The following is a 16045-nucleotide window of genomic DNA, read 5'->3' on the forward strand; positions in this document are numbered from 1 at the left end:
CCGTGTTTGCGACACCATACCAAAACTGTCGACCGGCCCTGTATTCCGTAGCGCGTTTGCGCTTGTTTGTACGTCATCTCGCCTTTTTCAACCTGCTCGACAACGCTCAATTTAAAAGCCAGGCTGTAATCTCGCTGACTGCGTCGAACCCGTTGTTCCATCGGACACTCCTTCTCTGTAACGAAAAAGTGTCAACTTATTCCAGGACGGATCATTCAAAGCAAAAAAGCCTAAACGATTGATTCGATTAGGCTTTTTATATAAAAGGTTGGTCGGGGTGAGAGGATTCGAACCTCCGGCCTCTGCGTCCCGAACGCAGCGCTCTACCAGGCTGAGCCACACCCCGCTTTCCTTCATTACAGCAGATGGCGGGGCGGGTTTCAAGTGGCTGCGTCAACGCCTATTTCTTTTCCTGCTGCGCCTTCTTGATGTCCGCCTCGCTGACCTTTTTGGCTGGCGCATTGGTGGTGGGCGAGGTGGGGGCTTTGCGGGTGGCATTGGCTTGGGCCATGACGGCGGCGCAGTCCGTGTCGGGTGCCTTGTCGACGTTGACCAGCGGCAGCAGGGCGGCCAGTGGGGTGACGACGGTGGCCAGGGCCACGGCGGCGCCCGCCTTTAGGGCCAGCGGGCCTTTTTGCGGACCCACGTCCGGGTTCTTGAACGTGCCTTTTGCGTACAGCGGCGTGCGCAGGGTGATGATGCGGGCGCCCTTGGTGCGGGGGCGCACGTCGAGGTCCAGGGTTTCGGTGGCCAGGTTGACGTTGCCCGTGACGTTCACGACGGCCGTGTCCGTGTCGAGCACGAAGCGGCGCACGTCGGCCTGGCCGTTCGTGACGGCGAAATCGCTGGCCAGGCAGTTCAGGTGGACTTGCTTGTCGCCGAAGATTTTCACGAAGACGGCGTTGGCCAGGTTCAGGCCGGCCAGTTCCAGCATGAACTGGCTGACGGAGCCTTCGCTGACGGTGGCCGCCAGCTCGCCATTCGCGCTGGCCAGCATGGCGGAAACGGAGTTGCCATGACCCGTCAGCGCCGCGTCGCCATACACTTCACCGAAACTCGCTTGCATCGATTGCAGCTTGGGAAACAGTTCGCGTATCTTGAGGTGGCGCGCCGCCACCTTGGCTTGCGCGGCGATGGTTTTCTGCCGGCCATCGAGCGTGATGTTCGAGGTGATGTCGCCGCCCGCCATGCCGAAGTTGAGCGGTGTCAAACTCAGCACCTTGTCTTGCATGCGGATGTTGGCGACGATGTCGTTGAGCGGGATGTCATGCGTGCGCACCAGTTTTTTGCCCGTGAATTGTACGTCGGCATCGAGCGCATCCCATTTGGCCGTGTTGAACTGTTCTACCGGCAAGGCTTTATTGTCGGGCTGCACGGGCGCCTTGCCGCGCGCCTGTTTGCGCGCATTGCTGTCGGCGCCGATGGTGGGGCCCAGGTCTTCCAGGCGCAGTTGCTGCGACGTCACGTCGCCGCGCAGCAGGGGGCGGGGCTGGCGTGGCAAATATTGCAGGGTACCGGCCAGGTCGCTCTGGCCCACCGTGCCCTTGAAGTTCTGGTAGGTCCAGTTCCAGATGGCGCCGTCTTTCTTGCCCAGCAGGCGGCCCTTGGTGGAGTAATCCGGCGTTTCCGGCAGCAGCAGGCCCGTCAGCGGATACAGGTCGGCCATGCTGGCGCCAGCCAGGCTCAGCTGCAGATCGATGCCCGACAGCGAGCGCGGGTCCGTCAGTGTACCGGCGATGCTGGCCTTGTTCTTGCCCAATACGGCCTGCGCCTGTACGGGATACACGGTGTGGTTGTCGGTCAATGACAGCACGGCGCCCGCCTTGCCGCCGCCCGTCACGGGCGCCTTGCGGTAGCTGCCGCCCAGGGTGAATGCGATGCCGTATTTTTGCACGGGCGCACTGTCTGGCGCATCGCCCGGCGTGGCGTCGGGCGCCGTCGAACTGACCTTGGCTTGCAGGTCGAGGTCGATGCCTTCGTCCAGGTAGCGGATGGCGCCGTTGCCGAAGGCCATGCGCTGGATTTCCACGTCCCATGCCGAAGGACCATTGTCTTTCAGGGTCCAGCTGTTGCTGCCGTCGGCGCGCCGCTGCAAGGCGATATTGGGTGCGTCGAGCGCCAGGTCCGTCAGCACCACGCGGTGCTGCAACAGGGGCAGGGGATGGATGGCCAGGTCGATGCGTTTCGCGCTGGCCAGTTGCGGGCCGGCCGTGGCCCAGTCCGGGTTGCTCATGCGCACGTCCTGCGCGCTGATGACGGGCCGCGGCACGTAGCGGCGCCAGCCCGGTTCCGTTTTGAGGCCTTGCTTCCATGTCACCTGCAGGTCGCCGCCGATGACGAAACTGCGGCCCGTGCTTTCCGACACCTTCTCGTTGACGTAGGGACGGGCGCGGTTCCAGTCGAAGGTCAGCACGAAGATGACCACGATGGCGATGAGGGTAAGCAGGGCGGCCAGACTCCAGCCGAGGATCTTGAGCGGGGTTGAGCGTGTCATGGTAAGCCAATCGCAATGTTTTTTCCTCAAGGTAGACCGATAGGCCAGGACAGTCGGTGCGCTGGGTTACGTAAGGTATTGAGCCAAGGCCTGTCGCTTGAAATGATTCAATAATTCGACTATTATTGAAATATGGAAAATGAAAACACAATAGCGGGCGCGGCGACGCCGCTGACGAGCGCTTCCGCCATCGTGGCCCTGGCGGCGCTGGCGCAGGAATCGCGGCTGGCCGTATTCCGCCTGCTGGTGCAAGCGGGGCCGGAAGGCATGGCCGCGACGAAAATTGCCGAAGCACTGGCAATCGCGCCATCGTCGCTGTCATTTCACTTGAAAGAACTGGCGCACGCCAATCTGGTGACGGCGAACAAGGCGGGCCGTTCCATCATTTACGCGGCCAATTATGCGGGCATGAACGGCTTGCTGGCCTTTTTGACCGAGAACTGCTGCGCCGGCGCACCTTGCTGCGTCAGCGAACCTAATTTAAAGGACATCACGACATGACGATCACGATCTATCACAACACGGCGTGCGGCACCTCGCGCAATACCCTGGCCCTGATCCGCAACACGGGCGTCGAGCCCGTCATCATCGATTACGTCAAGCATCCGCCTTCGCGCGAGGAACTGGTCGACCTGATTACACGCGCGGGCCTGTCCGTGCGCGCCGTCATGCGCGACAAGGGCGCCTTGTACGACGAGTTGGGCCTGGCCAATCCTGAGCTGAGCGATGCGGCCCTGCTGGACGCCATGCAAGCCCATCCTATTTTGATCAACCGCCCCATCGTCGTCACGGAACTGGGCGTGCGCCTGTGCCGGCCGTCGGAAAAGGTGCTGGAGATTTTGCCGCTGCCGCAGCAAGGGGCATTTGCCAAGGAAGACGGCCAGGCCGTGGTCGGCGCCGACGGCAAGCCGGTGCAATGAGCGGAGTATAAAAAAACGGCGCCAGTGGCGCCGTTGTTTATTGTCGATAGCGAAACGCGATCAGTGATTGCGGTCGACGGCAAACGAGCACAGTTGCAGCATCGATTGCTTGTAGACGCTGTCGGGCCAGCCGGCGATGGCATCGGCGGCGCGCTGGCCGGCAATTTCCGCCTGCTTGCGCGTGTAGTCGAGGGCGCCGCTGCTGGTGATGGCCGTCAGGACGGCGTCGAAATGCTGTTCGTCGCCTTGTTCGATGCAGCTGCGCACCAGTTCGCGCTGTTCCGGCGTACCGTTTTCCATCAGCCAGATCAGCGGCATGGTCGGCTTGCCTTCGCGCAAGTCGTCGCCCACGTTCTTGCCGATTTCGGCGGCGTCGCCTGCATAGTCGAGCACGTCGTCGATCAGCTGGAAAGCCGTGCCCAGCGAGCGGCCGTATTCGGCGGCCGCTTCGATATCGTCTTCGCTGGCGCCGGCGATCAGGGCGCCCAGTTGCGCCGACGCTTCGAACAGCTTGGCCGTCTTCGAGCGGATGACGTTCAAATAGCTCTCTTGCGTCACGTCCGGATCGTGCATGTTCAGCAACTGCAGCACTTCGCCTTCGGCGATCACGTTGGTGGCATCGGACAGGATTTGCATGACGCGCATATTATTGAGCGACACCATCAGCTGGAACGAGCGCGAGTGCAGGAAGTCGCCCACCAGCACCGAAGCGGCATTGCCGAACAGGGCATTGGCTGTCTGGCGTCCGCGGCGCATCGACGATTCGTCGACGACGTCGTCGTGCAGCAGGGTGGCGGTATGGATGAATTCAACCACGGCGGCCAGTTCATGGTGCGCCGTGCCGCGATAGGCGTGGGCATTGGCCACCAGCAAAATCAGCACGGGGCGGATGCGTTTGCCCCCTGCGCTGATGATGTATTCAGCGATCTGGTTGATCAGAATGACATCGGAGTGCAACTTTTGGCGGATCACCGTATTGACTGCATCCATATCGGCGGCAATCGTTTGCACGATGGTGTTTTGGTTAACGTGTTTGTTAGCGTCAGACAAGGCGAACCTGCATTAGATTGTGGGTGCCGCGATTATACGACAAGGCTTGCGCGCGCGTGATGTTTGCCCATGGCTGTAGGGCAATTGTTTGATCTTGTTGGCACTGCCGCGCGTTTTCCTGTCTGCCTGGCGCGAGCCTGACATGATGGTCAGGTTGTCGACATACCACGATCGCCAGGCTTTGTGAATAGTTTTTGACGCAATTTCTCAGTCCGTGTATAATCGCTGGTTCCCCCTGTTGTGTACGGCTTGCTTTGCGTGACAGTGGGACAAATTCTTTCAACATTTGATGAGGTTTCAAATCATGTACGCGGTCATAAAAACCGGTGGCAAACAATACAAAGTTGTCGCTGGCGAAAAACTTAAAGTAGAACAGATACCGGCAGACATTGGTTCCGAAATCACCATCGATCAAGTTCTCGCAGTAGGCGCGGGCGACAGCATCAAGTTTGGTGCTCCATTGGTCGAAGGTGCAACGGTACTGGTTACGGTTGTGGCGCATGGTCGCCATGATAAGGTCAAAATTTTCAAGATGCGTCGTCGTAAGCACTACCAAAAGCATCAAGGCCATCGCCAGAATTTTACCGAAATCCAAATCGTTTCGATCAACGGCTAATCGCCGCTGTTTGACGCAGTTTGTCTACATAATCAGCTATCAAGGAGTCTTAAATGGCACATAAAAAAGGCGGCGGCACAACGCGAAACGGCCGTGATTCAGAATCAAAACGTCTGGGCGTGAAAGTCTACGGCGGTCAAACGATCAATGCCGGCGGCATCATCATTCGTCAACGCGGCACCCCAGTGCGCGCCGGCGAAGGCGTAGGCATGGGCAAGGACCACACCCTGTTCGCGCTGATCGCGGGCAAAGTGAAGTTCGTTGTCAAAGGTGCCGGCTCGAAGCAATTCGTGACCGTTGTACCAAACGAAGCAGTACCAGCGTAATTCATTGGCGGAGCGCCAGTTCGCTCCGCAATGATCGCATGATGTAAGGCGCAAGCCTTCAATCGAAAGGCTCTGCCCAAGGTAGAGCCTTTTTAGTTTTATGGCGGCAAAATTATGAAGTTTATCGACGAAGCAAAAATCGAAGTCATCGCGGGCGATGGCGGCAACGGCTGCGCATCTTTCTGCCGTGAAAAATTCCGGCCTTTCGGCGGTCCCGATGGCGGCGATGGCGGCAAGGGCGGCACCATTTGGGCAGTCGCCGACCGCAATATCAACACGCTCGTCGATTTCCGCTTCTCCAAAATGCACAAGGCTCGCAATGGCGAGCCTGGCCGTGGCGCAGATTGCTATGGCAAGGGCGCCGATGACATCCACCTGCGCATGCCGGTCGGCACCTTGATCATCGACAACGCGAGCGGCGAAATCCTGGCCGATTTGACCGAACACGGCCAGATCGAACTGCTGGCCAAGGGCGGCGAGGGCGGCTGGGGCAATATCCACTTCAAGTCCTCGACCAACCGCGCACCGCGCCAGAAAGGCGAGGGCAAGGAAGGCGAACGCCGCGAATTGCGCCTGGAGCTGAAAGTGCTGGCGGACGTGGGCTTGCTGGGCATGCCGAACGCCGGCAAATCGACCTTCATTTCGGCCGTCTCGAACGCGCGTCCGAAAATTGCCGACTACCCATTTACCACCCTGCACCCGAACCTGGGCGTGGTGCGCGTGTCGCACGAGAAGAGCTTTGTGATCGCCGATATTCCCGGCTTGATCGAAGGCGCTTCCGAAGGCGCGGGCCTGGGCCATCAATTCCTGCGCCACTTGCAGCGTACGGGTCTGCTGTTGCACATCGTCGACCTGGCGCCGTTTGAAACCAACGTCGATCCTGTCAAGGAAGCCAAGGCGCTGGTCAAGGAATTGAAGAAGTACGACGAGTCGCTGGTCGACAAGCCGCGCTGGCTGGTGTTGAACAAGCTCGACATGGTGCCGGAAGACGAGCGCAAGAAGATCGTCAAGGACTTCCTCAAGCGTTTCGCCTGGAAAGGTCCCGTCTTCGAGATTTCCGCGCTGAGCCATCAGGGTTGCCCGGAACTGGTCAATGCCATCTACCAGCATCTGGAAGAGAAGAAACACAGCGAAAGCCGCGCCGAAGAAACGCAGATGACCGAAGAAGCACGCGGTATCTCGTCGATCGACCCGGATGATCCGCGTTTCAAGATCCTCGACTAAGCGCCTTGCCCTGATGTCGGTACAGACGGCCGCTGCCGCGTTCGCACGCAAGCAAGCGTGGCAGCGCCGTATATTGCATCTGATCGCGTATGCTTACGGGCTGAGCGCGATCGCCTGTTTGTTGTTCGCCGATGAAATGGCGGCCGGCATGGGCATCTTCCTCAATGGCGTCGATGGCTACAGCCAGTTCTACGCTTCCCATGTCGGTGTCTGGGGCGCTACCGCGCTGCTGGCGCTGTTCGCGGCACGGCAGGGCGAACCGCCCGTCCTCGGCGATATCACTGCAATGTTGGTCCTGGCGCAGCCCGCCGGCCGTCTGTTCGCGGCCATCAGCTTCGGCTTGCCCCAGGGTTTTGTGTTGTTCATGTGCGCAATGGAGCTGACGGCGGGGCTGGCCTTGCTGCTGCTGCGTCCTGCGCGCTGACGTCTATTAAGTGAAGAGCGCCGCCCCATGGATTCCGTGATTCAAAAAGCTACCCGCATCATCATCAAAGTCGGCTCCTCGCTGGTCACCAACGATGGCCGCGGACTCGACCATGCCGCCATCGCGCGCTGGGCCGCGCAGATTTCCGGCTTGCGCGCCCTCGGCAAGGAAGTCGTGCTGGTCAGTTCCGGCGCCATCGCCGAAGGCATGCTGCGCCTCGGCTTCGAGCAGCGTCCCACCGATATCCACGAATTGCAGGCCTGCGCCGCTGTCGGCCAGATGGGCCTGGCGCAGATCTATGAAAGCAGCTTCCGCGCCCATAGCCTCGGCACGGCGCAAGTGCTGCTCACGCACGCCGACCTGGCCGACCGCGAACGCTACCTCAATGCCCGCTCCACCCTGACGACCCTGCTGCGCCTGGGCGTGGTGCCGATCATCAATGAAAACGATACCGTCGTCACCGATGAAATCAAGTTCGGCGACAACGATACCCTGGGCGCCCTGGTGGCGAACCTGATCGAAGCCGATGCGCTGGTCATCCTGACGGACCAGCACGGCCTGTTCTCGGCCGACCCGCGCAAGGACCCGAACGCCTATCTGATCACGCAAGGCATCGCCGGCGATCCGGCCCTGGAAGCGATGGCGGGCGGCGCCGGCAGCAGCCTGGGGCGTGGCGGCATGTTGACGAAAATCCTCGCCGCCAAGCGCGCCGCCAAGTCCGGCGCCCACACCATCATCGCCTGGGGCCGCGACAGCGACGTGCTCAGCCGCCTTGCCCAGGGCGAAGCGATCGGCACGCAGTTGCTGGCGCAAACGGGGCAGTTGACGGCGCGCAAGCAGTGGATGGCCGATCATCTGCACACGGCCGGCGCCGTCGTGCTCGATGCTGGCGCCGTGCAAAAGCTGCGCCAGGAAGGCAAGTCCCTGCTGCCGATCGGCGTGACGGGCGTGAATGGCGAGTTCGGCCGCGGCGCCGTCATCACCTGCGTCGATGCGGATGGCGTGCCCGTGGCGCGCGGCCTGTCGAACTACACGAGCGGCGAAGCGCGCCGCATCATGCGCAAGCCGTCCACCGAGATCGAATCGATTCTCGGCTACATGGAAGGCCATGAGCTGATCCATCGCGATAATATGGTCTTGCTGTAGGTCGGATTAGCGCGACGCGCGTAATCCGACCTACGCGGCGACACAGCAGGATCATGGCCCTTTGGGGCCATTTTTTATGGGAAAACCTATACCACGGCCGGCATCGGCGACTTATCCTTGTAATCGCACAGGTCGGCGATCATGCAGTTCCAGCATTGCGGCTTGCGGGCCGTGCAGGTGTAGCGGCCGTGCAAGATGAGCCAGTGGTGGGCGTCGTGCAGGAATTCCTTGGGCACGAATTTCAGCAGCTTTTGCTCGACGATGTCGACATTCTTGCCTGGTGCGATGCCGGTGCGGTTCGAGACGCGGAAGATATGCGTGTCGACCGCCATCGTCGGCTCGCCAAACGCCGTGTTCATGACGACATTCGCCGTCTTGCGGCCCACGCCGGGCAGGGCTTCCAGCGAGGCGCGGTCGCGCGGCACTTCGCCCCCGTGCTGCTCCAGCAGGATCTGGCAGGTGGCGATGACATTCTTCGCCTTGGTGCGGAACAGGCCGATGGTGCGGATGTACTGCGTCAGCTCGTCGACGCCCAGGGCCAGCATCTTGGCCGGCGTATTGGCGACCGGATACAGCAAGCGGGTCGCCTTGTTGACGGACACGTCCGTTGCCTGCGCCGACAGCAGCACGGCGATCAGCAGCTCGAACGGCGTCGTGTATTCGAGTTCCGTTTTCGGGGAAGGGTTGGCGGCGCGAAAGCGCGTAAAGATTTCCAGGCGTTTGGCGGCGTTCATGCGTCTTTTTTCGGTGTCGTGGGGGCGGGCGGGGCGGTATCCGTGCTGACGGCAGCGGCCTTGGCGCGCGCGCGCTCCATGGCGGCGGCGATGATGGCGCGCTTGCGTTCCTTTTCTGCCAGTTCATCTGGCGTGACAGGCACTTCCTGCGTCACTTCCTGCATCTTGGCGACGGCCTTGGCGGCCAGGCGCGCATCGTTGGCCTCGGCTTCGCGGCGCAGCCGCTGCGTGCGGAAATCGTGGCGCGCGCGCGCGTCGTCGGCATCCATCTGGCTCCAGGCATCCCAGCCCGTCGCGTCGCCGCTGACGGGGTACATGACGATGCAGTCGACGGGGCACGGTGCCACGCACAGGTCGCAACCGGTGCACAGGTCCGTGACGACCGTATGCATCTGCTTGGCGGCGCCGACGATGGCGTCCACCGGGCAAGCCTGGATGCACAGGGTACAGCCGATACACAGCGATTCATCGATATAGGCGACCGATCGTGGACGTTCGAGGCCGTTGACGGGATTGAGGGGAATGATTTTTTTGCCCAGCAAGCCGGCCAGGCGCGCGATGCCTTGCGCGCCGCCCGGTGGGCACTGGTTGATGTCGGCGCTGCCTGCGGCTATGGCTTCCGCATACGGGCGGCAGCCGTTGTAGCCGCATTTGGTGCATTGCGTTTGCGGCAGCAAGTCTTCGATCTGATCGGCAAGTGAGGGAGGGGCAGGGTGCGGCACGGTCATCTTCCACGGTAAAACGCCATTATCGGCCATCCGGCGCGCGCACAAGTAAAAACCTGTTTTGCAAGAGGGGATAGCGTGTGCCGCGGCAGGCTGTTGCAGGCGCGCCGCAATCGTATTTTATTTCTCCTTGGAATGTCAAAGTGTAAATAAACAACTTTGCAATTTCTTTTTTTTGTGGGAGCATGATTTTTATCAAGGTAGTGATCAAAAAAAGCCGACCGCCAGTCCTGTTGCCGCGCCTGTATTGCAATGCGCGCCAGGCCATAGGAGCAAAACATGCGTTTCCTCCGGACAGTTGGTTTGCCCTTCTGTTTCTTCATGTCCTCTACACTTGCCCTTGCACAGCAGGCTGCTTCTCCCATGGCGGCGCCGGGCACCGCCAGCTCGCGCATCGTCCGCTTCGCGGCGGAAGACTGGCCGCCCTTCATTTCCCGCAGCCTGCCTGCCGACGGCATGTCGGGCGCCATGGTCAGCGCCATCTTCGAACGCATGGGCTATGTTGTCAAATATGAGTATTTTCCATGGAAGCGCGCCATGCAGTTTGGCCTGGCCAGTCCCCGCTACGCCGGTTTCCTGGCCGTCTGGCGCACGCCCGAACGGGAAAAACTCTGCCATTTTTCTGTTCCGGTCGGCAATACGCAAGGTGTGCTGGCCTACCTGAAGGAGGATGGCGTGCCCGGCGCCACCCTGGCCGATCTGGGCCAGCTGCGCATCGGCACCGTGGCCGGTTATTCGAACGGGGAGCAGTTCGATGGCATGGTGGCGCGCGGCGAACTGAAGACGGAAGAGGGCTTGAACGACGCGACGAACCTGAAGAAGCTGTTGATCAAGCGTTACCGCGTGATCGTCATCGAACGCCATGTGCTGCAGCACTTGCTGATGGGACGCAACTTCAGCAAGGCTGAACGGGAACGCATCGCCGTCATCGATACCGTCTTCAAGGAGCGCCCCGTGCACGTGTGCTTCCAGCGCGATGCCGAGGGGGCGGCGCGGCAAAAGCGTTTCAACGAGGCGGCGCGCGACCTCGACACGGCCCGTCTGGAACGCGATTACTGGAAACGGCTCGACCAGAGCCTGGCGGCGGCCCCAGCCCATCCCTGACACTGCGCGCCGCTGTTGTTCGTTGCCAAAACGAAATATCTAAATACGAAACCATTCGTTCTTGTTTGTTTGTCCATCCTTTAGTCTGCAGCCACTGTGTTGACGACTTTGAAAGGATGTTTTCGTATGCCGGAATCGATTCACAAGCAAGAGCCCATCCCCCGTTTGCGGCAATTGGCGCACGCCGTCTCGTTGGCCGTGCTCGTGCTGGGAGCGCCTGGCGTGGCCCATGCGCAAGCACCGCTGGACGCCGTCATCGTCACGGGCGCGCGTGGCACGGGCCGCACGGTGGCCAACAGCGCCGCGCCGATCGACGTGATCAGCGCGCAGCAATTGCAGGCGACCGGTAAACTGAATTTGCTCGAGGCGCTCGATACGGCCTTGCCATCGTTTAACTTGCCGGCCCGCGTGCAGCCCGATCTGGGCAGCATCGTGCGCGCCGGCCAGCTGCGCAACCTCGATCCGTCGCATACCTTGGTGCTGGTCAATGGCAAGCGCCGCCATACGACGGCCATCGTCAATGAAGATGGCTTTCCCGGTTCCGTCGCCACCGACCTGGCCCTGATCCCCACGGGGGCCATTGCCCGCGTGGAAATCCTGCGCGACGGCGCCTCGGCCATCTACGGTTCCGACGCCATTGCCGGCGTCATCAACATCATCCTGAAGGCGGACGACAAGGGCAGCTTCGTCACGCAGCTCGGTTCCACCTATGATGGCGATGGCACGAACGGTTCCGCGCGCATCGATGGCGGCACGCGCCTGGGCGAGCACGGCTTTGCCCACTTCGGCGCCGAAGTCCAGCGCCAGGGCATCGCCGTGCGCAATTTCGGGCTGAATCCCGCCTACCTGTCGTATCCTGCCGTGCGCAACAGCGATGGCCAGCTGGTCAAACTGGGACCGAACAACAGCTTGCCGGCCGGCGCCTCGCCGAACGCGGCCGAAGCGAACCGCAACAGCAATCCATGGCGCAATACGGGCGTGCCGCAAAGCACGACCGCCTCGCTCAGCGCCAATCTCGGCTATGACGTGTCGAACGCGGTGCAACTGTACGGTTTCGGTACCTACGCGCACCGCAATGCCCGCTCGGCGCAGAATTTCCGCCTGCCCAATACCATTTTCAATATCAACAAAGGCTTGCTGGCCGTGTATCCCGACGGCTTCACGCCATATGAAACGACGAGCGAAAACGACTTTTCCTTGACGGGTGGCATCAAGGGCGAGACGGCGGGCTGGCGCTGGGATATCAGCAGCACCTATGGCCGCGACGATATCGACGTGGGCGTGGAACACTCGGCCAATTATTCGCTCACTTATCCGGGTGGCAAGACGGATTTTACTATCGGCAATCAGCGCTACAGCCGCTCGACGACGAATGCGGACGCGCGCCGTCCCGTGCCGCTGGGCTTGGCCGAACCGGCCGACTTCAGCGCCGGTCTCGAGTATTCGCATGAAACGCAGCAGCGCAGCCCCGGCGAACCCGCATCCTGGCTGGGCAGCGGCGCATCGGCGCTGGCCGGCTACTTGCCCGTCGACGCATCCGGCACGGCGCGCCACAGCTATGCGGCGTACGTCGGCCTGGGGGCGAAACTGACGCCGCAATGGCTGCTCGACACGGCCTTGCGTGCCGAAAAGTATTCGGATTTCGGCAGCAAGACGACGGGCCGTTTGTCCGTCCGTTATGACGTTATGCCCGCCTTGGCCGTGCGCGGCACCGTCAGCAACGGTTTCCATGCACCGAGCCTGGTGACGCAGTCGTATTCGAACACGTCCGACCATGCGGGCGTGCCGTATACCCTGGCGCAGCCCAATTCGCCTGCTGCGCGGGCCCTGGGCGCGCAAGCGTTAAAACCGGAAAAATCGACGAATCTGTCGGCTGGGCTGACCTTCAACCCTACGCCGACCCTGCGTCTGGCCGTTGACGCGTATCAAATCAAGGTCAGCGACCGTCTGGGCGTGTCGTCGAACATCGGCATCGACCGCAGCTCGGGCGTGGCGCTCGATGGCAGCGGCCGGCCGCTGACGGCGGCGCAAGCGGGCGTCATTGAAAACCTGCTGCGCTCGGCGGGACTGACGGTGGGCAATGGCCTCGTCGCGCATTATTTTGCCAACGTGGGCGACACGCGCACGCGCGGCATCGACTTCACGGCCGAGGATGTGCTGCGCGTGGCCGATGGCAAGCTGCGCTGGACGGCGGCGGCGAATTTCAACCATACAAGTCTGGTGGGCAAGGCGGAACTTCCCGCCGTGCTGCAAGGACTGCCGAACATCGGCACCCTGAGAAAGTCGGCCGAGTACGACTTGCTGTACCGCGCCCCGCGCGACAAGGAAATCCTCACGCTGGCGTATGAAAAAGCCGGTTGGGCATTCAATGTACGTGAGACGCGCTACGGCAAGCTCAAACGCCTGAACGCCATCACGGGCGGCGATTACCAGCTGAAAGCAGCCTTCGTGACCGATGTCAGCGTCGGCTACGACGTCAGCAAGCGCATCAACGTGACAGTGGGCGCCAACAATGTCTTCGACCAGAAGCCGGGTCAGGTACCGCGCGAGGCCCGCAGCGCCGCGAATCTGGCGCAGTACACGGGCGCGTATGACAACACGGGACCGCTGGGCGTGCTGGGTGGCTATTACTATGCCCGCGCCACCGTCTCGTTCTGATTTGCCCCATCCCTCTACCGATCATCAAGAACAGGAAATTCTATGTCTGACAAAAATCAACACGCCGCCATTGACCTGGAATGGGCCAATCTCCTTTCTCCGCAACGCCGCACGGTCTTGCGCGGCGGCGGCCTGGTAGCGGCGCTGGCCGCCTCCGGCCTGGCGGGGACGGCGCTGGGGCAGGATGGCGCCATCAAACGCGCAAAAGACGTCAAACCAGCGGCAACCGGCAAAAGCCCGTGGGGCGAGCATACGGATACGGCGCCCACGCCGCGCCCCGTCAGCGTGCGGCCCGGCGAGGAAACCTTGCCGAGCAAGCCGCGCGCCTACACGGATATCGAGAGCTATCACGCGCATATCTATTTTGACGAAGACAGTTACCAGAAGGCGGCGCTGATACGCAAGTGGGCGGCCGAGCGCTTCCAGATCGAGCTGGGCGACTGGAACCTGGAGCCGCGCGGCCCGCACGTGACGCCATCGTTTTACTTTGGCTTTACGAATGACCTGTTACCGGTGATCGTGCCGTGGCTGCAGCTCAACAGCCTGGGCCTAACGATATTGATCCATCCGAATACGGAAGATCCGCGCGCCGATCACCTGTATTACGCGCTGTGGGTGAACCGTTCGCAGCTCGTGAATGGCTATGCGATGAAGAAGCCGGGGCCGGGCGAGCCAAGGGTCGAGCAAATCTTTGTCAATACGCGCCCGACGGTGCAAATCGAACGGGCATGAGCGGGGCATAAAAGAAAACGCCACGCCAGTATGCACTGGCGTGGCGTTTCGATGGCTATGCCGTGTATCAGCCGTGTTTCTGAATGAATTCGCCGATCTTCGGGCAAATGATCTCGCGCCAGCGGCGGCCCGAGAAGATACCGTAGTGGCCGCATTTCGGCGCCACGAAGTCTTGCTGCATGTCGGCAGGGATGCCCGAACACAGATCATGGGCCGCCTGCGTCTGGCCGGCACCGGAAATGTCGTCCAGCTCGCCTTCCACGGTAAACAGCGCCACGTTCGTGATGTCTTGCGGACGCACCAGCTGGCCGCCCACTTTCCACGTGCCCTTCGGCAGGCTGAATTCCTGGAATACCGTTTTAATGGTTTCCAGGTAGTACTCGGCCGGCATGTCCAGCACGGCGTTGTACTCGTTGTAGAACTGGCGGTGGCCTTCCGCCGGCTCGTCATCGCCCGTCACCAGGTGCATGTAGAACTCGCGGTGGCTTTGCGCGTGCCGGCCAGGGTTCATGGCGATGAAACCGGCGTGCTGCAGGAAGCCCGGATACACCTTGCGGCCAAAGCCAGGGTAGTTCGGCGGCACCGCGTAGATCACGGTGTTTTCAAACCATGAGAATTTCTTTTCCGTCGCCAGGTTGTTTACTTGCGTGGGCGAGCGGCGCGGGTCGATCGGACCGCCCATCATCGTCATGGTTTTCGGCATGTGCGGATCTTTTGCCGTCGCCATCAGCGAGATGGCGGCCAGCACGGGCACGGTCGGTTGACAGACGGAAATCACGTGCAAATCAGGCGCCAGCAGGCGGATGAATTCTTGCACATAATAAATGTAGTCATCGAGGTGGAACGGGCCTTCCGTCAGCGGTACCATGCGCGCGTCCGTCCAGTCGGTGATGTAGACATCGTGCTCGGCCAGCAAGCCGCGCACGGTATCGCGCAGCAAGGTCGAGTGGTGACCGGACAGGGGGGCAACCAGCAAAACTTTGGGCTGTTGCAAGCCAGTGGTTTCTTTTTTGAAGTGGATCAGGCGGCAAAACGGTTTTGTGACGACAACGTGTTCGCGGATGTCGACGCTCTCGCCCTGGACGAGAACGGATTGGATATCGAATTGCGGTTTTTCGTAGTCTTTGCCAAGGCGGTACATCAGCTCGTAGCCGGCTGCGATGCGTTGCGAAAACGGGGTGTGGGCCAGAGGGGAAACCGGGTTGGTAAATAACTTGGAGGACATGTCTGCCCATTGCATCACCGGAGTGAGGAAAGAGCGTTGCAGTTCGTGCAGTTGGTAAAGCATATAGAGTCCTTGTTTGATTCCAAGCGCCAATATCGGCTCAAATATCATAATCCAATTTTACGATATTTGTTGAGGACAAAATGTGCTTTACCGCGCATAGGTCCACTGTTTGCGCATAGTTGTGACAGCGCGCCACAGTTACGTGGATAGACCTGCAACGATGCTTTAAAAGCAAAAAAAGCAGCGTTTCCGCTGCTTTTAGTCTGGTTTTTTGCCGCCACGCCCCCGCAGGGAGGAATATCTATCCCCGCCGGAATTGCCGCCGCAGCTGCTGTGTGCTTAGCGCACCAGCATGTCGAGCTTGTCCTTGACGTCCTTGTATTGCTCCGCTTCCGGCAAGGCAGCCTTCGTCTTGGTGATCGAAGGCCAGTTGCGCGCCAGATCGACGTTGATCTTGATGAAGGCTTGCTGGTCGCCCGGCACGTCCTCTTCCGCGAAAATCGCGTTCACCGGGCACTCTGCCACGCAGACGGCGCAGTCAATACATTCGTCCGGATCGATTGCCAGGAAGTTCGGGCCTTCCCGGAAACAATCTACCGGGCAGACATCGACGCAGTCGGTATAGCGACAGGCGATGCAGGATTCGGTGACAACGTGGGTCATA

At 60.9% G+C, this 16045-nt stretch carries 17 protein-coding genes, 1 tRNA gene and 1 pseudogene; 10 read left to right on the plus strand and 9 right to left on the minus strand.

The window, feature by feature from the left end:
- The 3 genes and pseudogenes from CBW66_RS28675 to CBW66_RS21085 all read right to left on the minus strand — a co-directional run.
- Nucleotides 1–161 (minus strand): annotated as a pseudogene (locus CBW66_RS28675) (helix-turn-helix domain-containing protein); the annotation flags it as partial.
- A gap of 108 nt (nucleotides 162–269) precedes the next feature.
- A tRNA-Pro gene (locus CBW66_RS21080) sits at nucleotides 270–346 on the minus strand.
- Between the two features lie 54 nt (nucleotides 347–400).
- Nucleotides 401–2494, minus strand: a complete 2094-nt coding sequence (locus tag CBW66_RS21085) for an AsmA family protein (protein WP_086137513.1) — start codon at nucleotides 2492–2494, stop codon at nucleotides 401–403.
- Between the two features lie 132 nt (nucleotides 2495–2626).
- Here CBW66_RS21085 and CBW66_RS21090 point away from each other — a divergent pair, with 132 nt between their 5' ends.
- Together CBW66_RS21090 and arsC are read left to right on the plus strand one after the other, a co-directional pair.
- Nucleotides 2627–2995 (plus strand): helix-turn-helix transcriptional regulator, encoded by a 369-nt coding sequence (locus tag CBW66_RS21090; protein ID WP_230492032.1) that lies wholly within the window; start codon nucleotides 2627–2629, stop codon nucleotides 2993–2995.
- On the plus strand, nucleotides 2992–3414 hold the full coding sequence (gene arsC / locus CBW66_RS21095; protein WP_086137514.1) for an arsenate reductase (glutaredoxin): 423 nt from the start codon (nucleotides 2992–2994) through the stop codon (nucleotides 3412–3414). Before CBW66_RS21090 ends, arsC begins: the two co-directional genes overlap by 4 nt.
- Nucleotides 3415–3474: 60 nt before the next feature.
- Here the strand turns inward: arsC and ispB are convergent, their stop codons facing one another.
- Complete coding sequence (gene ispB, locus CBW66_RS21100) at nucleotides 3475–4464, minus strand: octaprenyl diphosphate synthase (RefSeq protein ID WP_077400159.1); 990 nt, start codon at nucleotides 4462–4464, stop codon at nucleotides 3475–3477.
- Between the two features lie 304 nt (nucleotides 4465–4768).
- On the opposite strand from ispB, the gene rplU reads away from it, so the two are divergent.
- The 5 genes from rplU to proB all read left to right on the plus strand — a co-directional run bounded on the left by rplU (nucleotide 4769) and on the right by proB (nucleotide 8200).
- Nucleotides 4769–5080, plus strand: coding sequence for a 50S ribosomal protein L21 (gene rplU / locus CBW66_RS21105; RefSeq protein ID WP_034754730.1), 312 nt, complete (start codon nucleotides 4769–4771; stop codon nucleotides 5078–5080).
- A gap of 53 nt (nucleotides 5081–5133) precedes the next feature.
- Complete coding sequence (rpmA, locus tag CBW66_RS21110; RefSeq protein ID WP_086137515.1) at nucleotides 5134–5406, plus strand: 50S ribosomal protein L27; 273 nt, start codon at nucleotides 5134–5136, stop codon at nucleotides 5404–5406.
- A gap of 114 nt (nucleotides 5407–5520) precedes the next feature.
- Entirely contained in the window at nucleotides 5521–6630 is a 1110-nt protein-coding gene (gene obgE / locus CBW66_RS21115; protein ID WP_086137516.1) for a GTPase ObgE, read from the plus strand.
- 13 nt (nucleotides 6631–6643) lie between these two features.
- Entirely contained in the window at nucleotides 6644–7054 is a 411-nt protein-coding gene (locus CBW66_RS21120; protein WP_086137517.1) for a hypothetical protein, read from the plus strand.
- A gap of 27 nt (nucleotides 7055–7081) precedes the next feature.
- Nucleotides 7082–8200, plus strand: coding sequence for a glutamate 5-kinase (proB, locus tag CBW66_RS21125; RefSeq protein ID WP_086137518.1), 1119 nt, complete (start codon nucleotides 7082–7084; stop codon nucleotides 8198–8200).
- Between the two features lie 86 nt (nucleotides 8201–8286).
- On the opposite strand, the gene nth is transcribed toward proB, so the two are convergent.
- From nth to CBW66_RS28680, 3 genes are read right to left on the minus strand one after another with little or no spacing between them, the layout of a single operon-like run.
- The gene (gene nth, locus CBW66_RS21130; RefSeq protein WP_086137519.1) at nucleotides 8287–8934 is read right to left on the minus strand and encodes an endonuclease III; all 648 of its coding nucleotides are present in this window, start codon (nucleotides 8932–8934) and stop codon (nucleotides 8287–8289) included.
- Nucleotides 8931–9662 (minus strand): electron transport complex subunit RsxB, encoded by a 732-nt coding sequence (gene rsxB, locus CBW66_RS21135; protein ID WP_086137639.1) that lies wholly within the window; start codon nucleotides 9660–9662, stop codon nucleotides 8931–8933. Before rsxB ends, nth begins: the two co-directional genes overlap by 4 nt.
- Nucleotides 9659–9982: a hypothetical protein gene (locus CBW66_RS28680; protein WP_139841594.1), complete on the minus strand. Its 324-nt coding sequence runs from the start codon at nucleotides 9980–9982 to the stop codon at nucleotides 9659–9661. Before CBW66_RS28680 ends, rsxB begins: the two co-directional genes overlap by 4 nt.
- On the opposite strand from CBW66_RS28680, the gene CBW66_RS21140 reads away from it, so the two are divergent.
- The 3 genes from CBW66_RS21140 to CBW66_RS21150 all read left to right on the plus strand — a co-directional run bounded on the left by CBW66_RS21140 (nucleotide 9981) and on the right by CBW66_RS21150 (nucleotide 14153).
- Nucleotides 9981–10763, plus strand: coding sequence for an ABC transporter substrate-binding protein (locus CBW66_RS21140; RefSeq protein ID WP_230492031.1), 783 nt, complete (start codon nucleotides 9981–9983; stop codon nucleotides 10761–10763). The genes CBW66_RS28680 and CBW66_RS21140 overlap by 2 nt on opposite strands.
- Nucleotides 10764–10889: 126 nt before the next feature.
- Entirely contained in the window at nucleotides 10890–13421 is a 2532-nt protein-coding gene (locus tag CBW66_RS21145) for a TonB-dependent siderophore receptor (RefSeq protein WP_086137521.1), read from the plus strand.
- Nucleotides 13422–13463: 42 nt separating this feature from the next.
- The gene (locus CBW66_RS21150; RefSeq protein WP_086137522.1) at nucleotides 13464–14153 is read left to right on the plus strand and encodes a DOPA 4,5-dioxygenase family protein; all 690 of its coding nucleotides are present in this window, start codon (nucleotides 13464–13466) and stop codon (nucleotides 14151–14153) included.
- A 67-nt stretch (nucleotides 14154–14220) separates the two neighbouring features.
- Here the strand turns inward: CBW66_RS21150 and CBW66_RS21155 are convergent, their stop codons facing one another.
- Entirely contained in the window at nucleotides 14221–15441 is a 1221-nt protein-coding gene (locus CBW66_RS21155; RefSeq protein WP_086137523.1) for a polyhydroxyalkanoate depolymerase, read from the minus strand.
- A 279-nt stretch (nucleotides 15442–15720) separates the two neighbouring features.
- On the minus strand, nucleotides 15721–16044 hold the full coding sequence (fdxA, locus tag CBW66_RS21160) for a ferredoxin FdxA (protein WP_010395176.1): 324 nt from the start codon (nucleotides 16042–16044) through the stop codon (nucleotides 15721–15723).
- Between the last annotated feature and the right edge of the window lies 1 nt (nucleotide 16045).

The sequence above is a fragment of the Janthinobacterium sp. GW456P genome (assembly GCF_002127655.1).
Lineage (GTDB): Bacteria > Pseudomonadota > Gammaproteobacteria > Burkholderiales > Burkholderiaceae_D > Janthinobacterium.

Coding starts and splice junctions, on each gene's coding strand:
- CBW66_RS21150 (WP_086137522.1), top strand. CDS start 13,464: ATGTCTGACAAAAATCAACACGCCGCCATTGACCTGGAATGGGCCAAT.
- CBW66_RS21120 (WP_086137517.1), top strand. CDS start 6,644: ATGTCGGTACAGACGGCCGCTGCCGCGTTCGCACGCAAGCAAGCGTGG.
- rsxB (WP_086137639.1), bottom strand. CDS start 9,662: ATGACCGTGCCGCACCCTGCCCCTCCCTCACTTGCCGATCAGATCGAA.
- CBW66_RS21145 (WP_086137521.1), top strand. CDS start 10,890: ATGCCGGAATCGATTCACAAGCAAGAGCCCATCCCCCGTTTGCGGCAA.
- fdxA (WP_010395176.1), bottom strand. CDS start 16,044: ATGACCCACGTTGTCACCGAATCCTGCATCGCCTGTCGCTATACCGAC.
- CBW66_RS28680 (WP_139841594.1), bottom strand. CDS start 9,982: ATGAAGAAACAGAAGGGCAAACCAACTGTCCGGAGGAAACGCATGTTT.
- CBW66_RS21085 (WP_086137513.1), bottom strand. CDS start 2,494: ATGACACGCTCAACCCCGCTCAAGATCCTCGGCTGGAGTCTGGCCGCC.
- obgE (WP_086137516.1), top strand. CDS start 5,521: ATGAAGTTTATCGACGAAGCAAAAATCGAAGTCATCGCGGGCGATGGC.
- arsC (WP_086137514.1), top strand. CDS start 2,992: ATGACGATCACGATCTATCACAACACGGCGTGCGGCACCTCGCGCAAT.
- rplU (WP_034754730.1), top strand. CDS start 4,769: ATGTACGCGGTCATAAAAACCGGTGGCAAACAATACAAAGTTGTCGCT.
- CBW66_RS21140 (WP_230492031.1), top strand. CDS start 9,981: ATGTCCTCTACACTTGCCCTTGCACAGCAGGCTGCTTCTCCCATGGCG.
- proB (WP_086137518.1), top strand. CDS start 7,082: ATGGATTCCGTGATTCAAAAAGCTACCCGCATCATCATCAAAGTCGGC.
- nth (WP_086137519.1), bottom strand. CDS start 8,934: ATGAACGCCGCCAAACGCCTGGAAATCTTTACGCGCTTTCGCGCCGCC.
- CBW66_RS21090 (WP_230492032.1), top strand. CDS start 2,627: ATGGAAAATGAAAACACAATAGCGGGCGCGGCGACGCCGCTGACGAGC.
- CBW66_RS21155 (WP_086137523.1), bottom strand. CDS start 15,441: ATGCTTTACCAACTGCACGAACTGCAACGCTCTTTCCTCACTCCGGTG.
- rpmA (WP_086137515.1), top strand. CDS start 5,134: ATGGCACATAAAAAAGGCGGCGGCACAACGCGAAACGGCCGTGATTCA.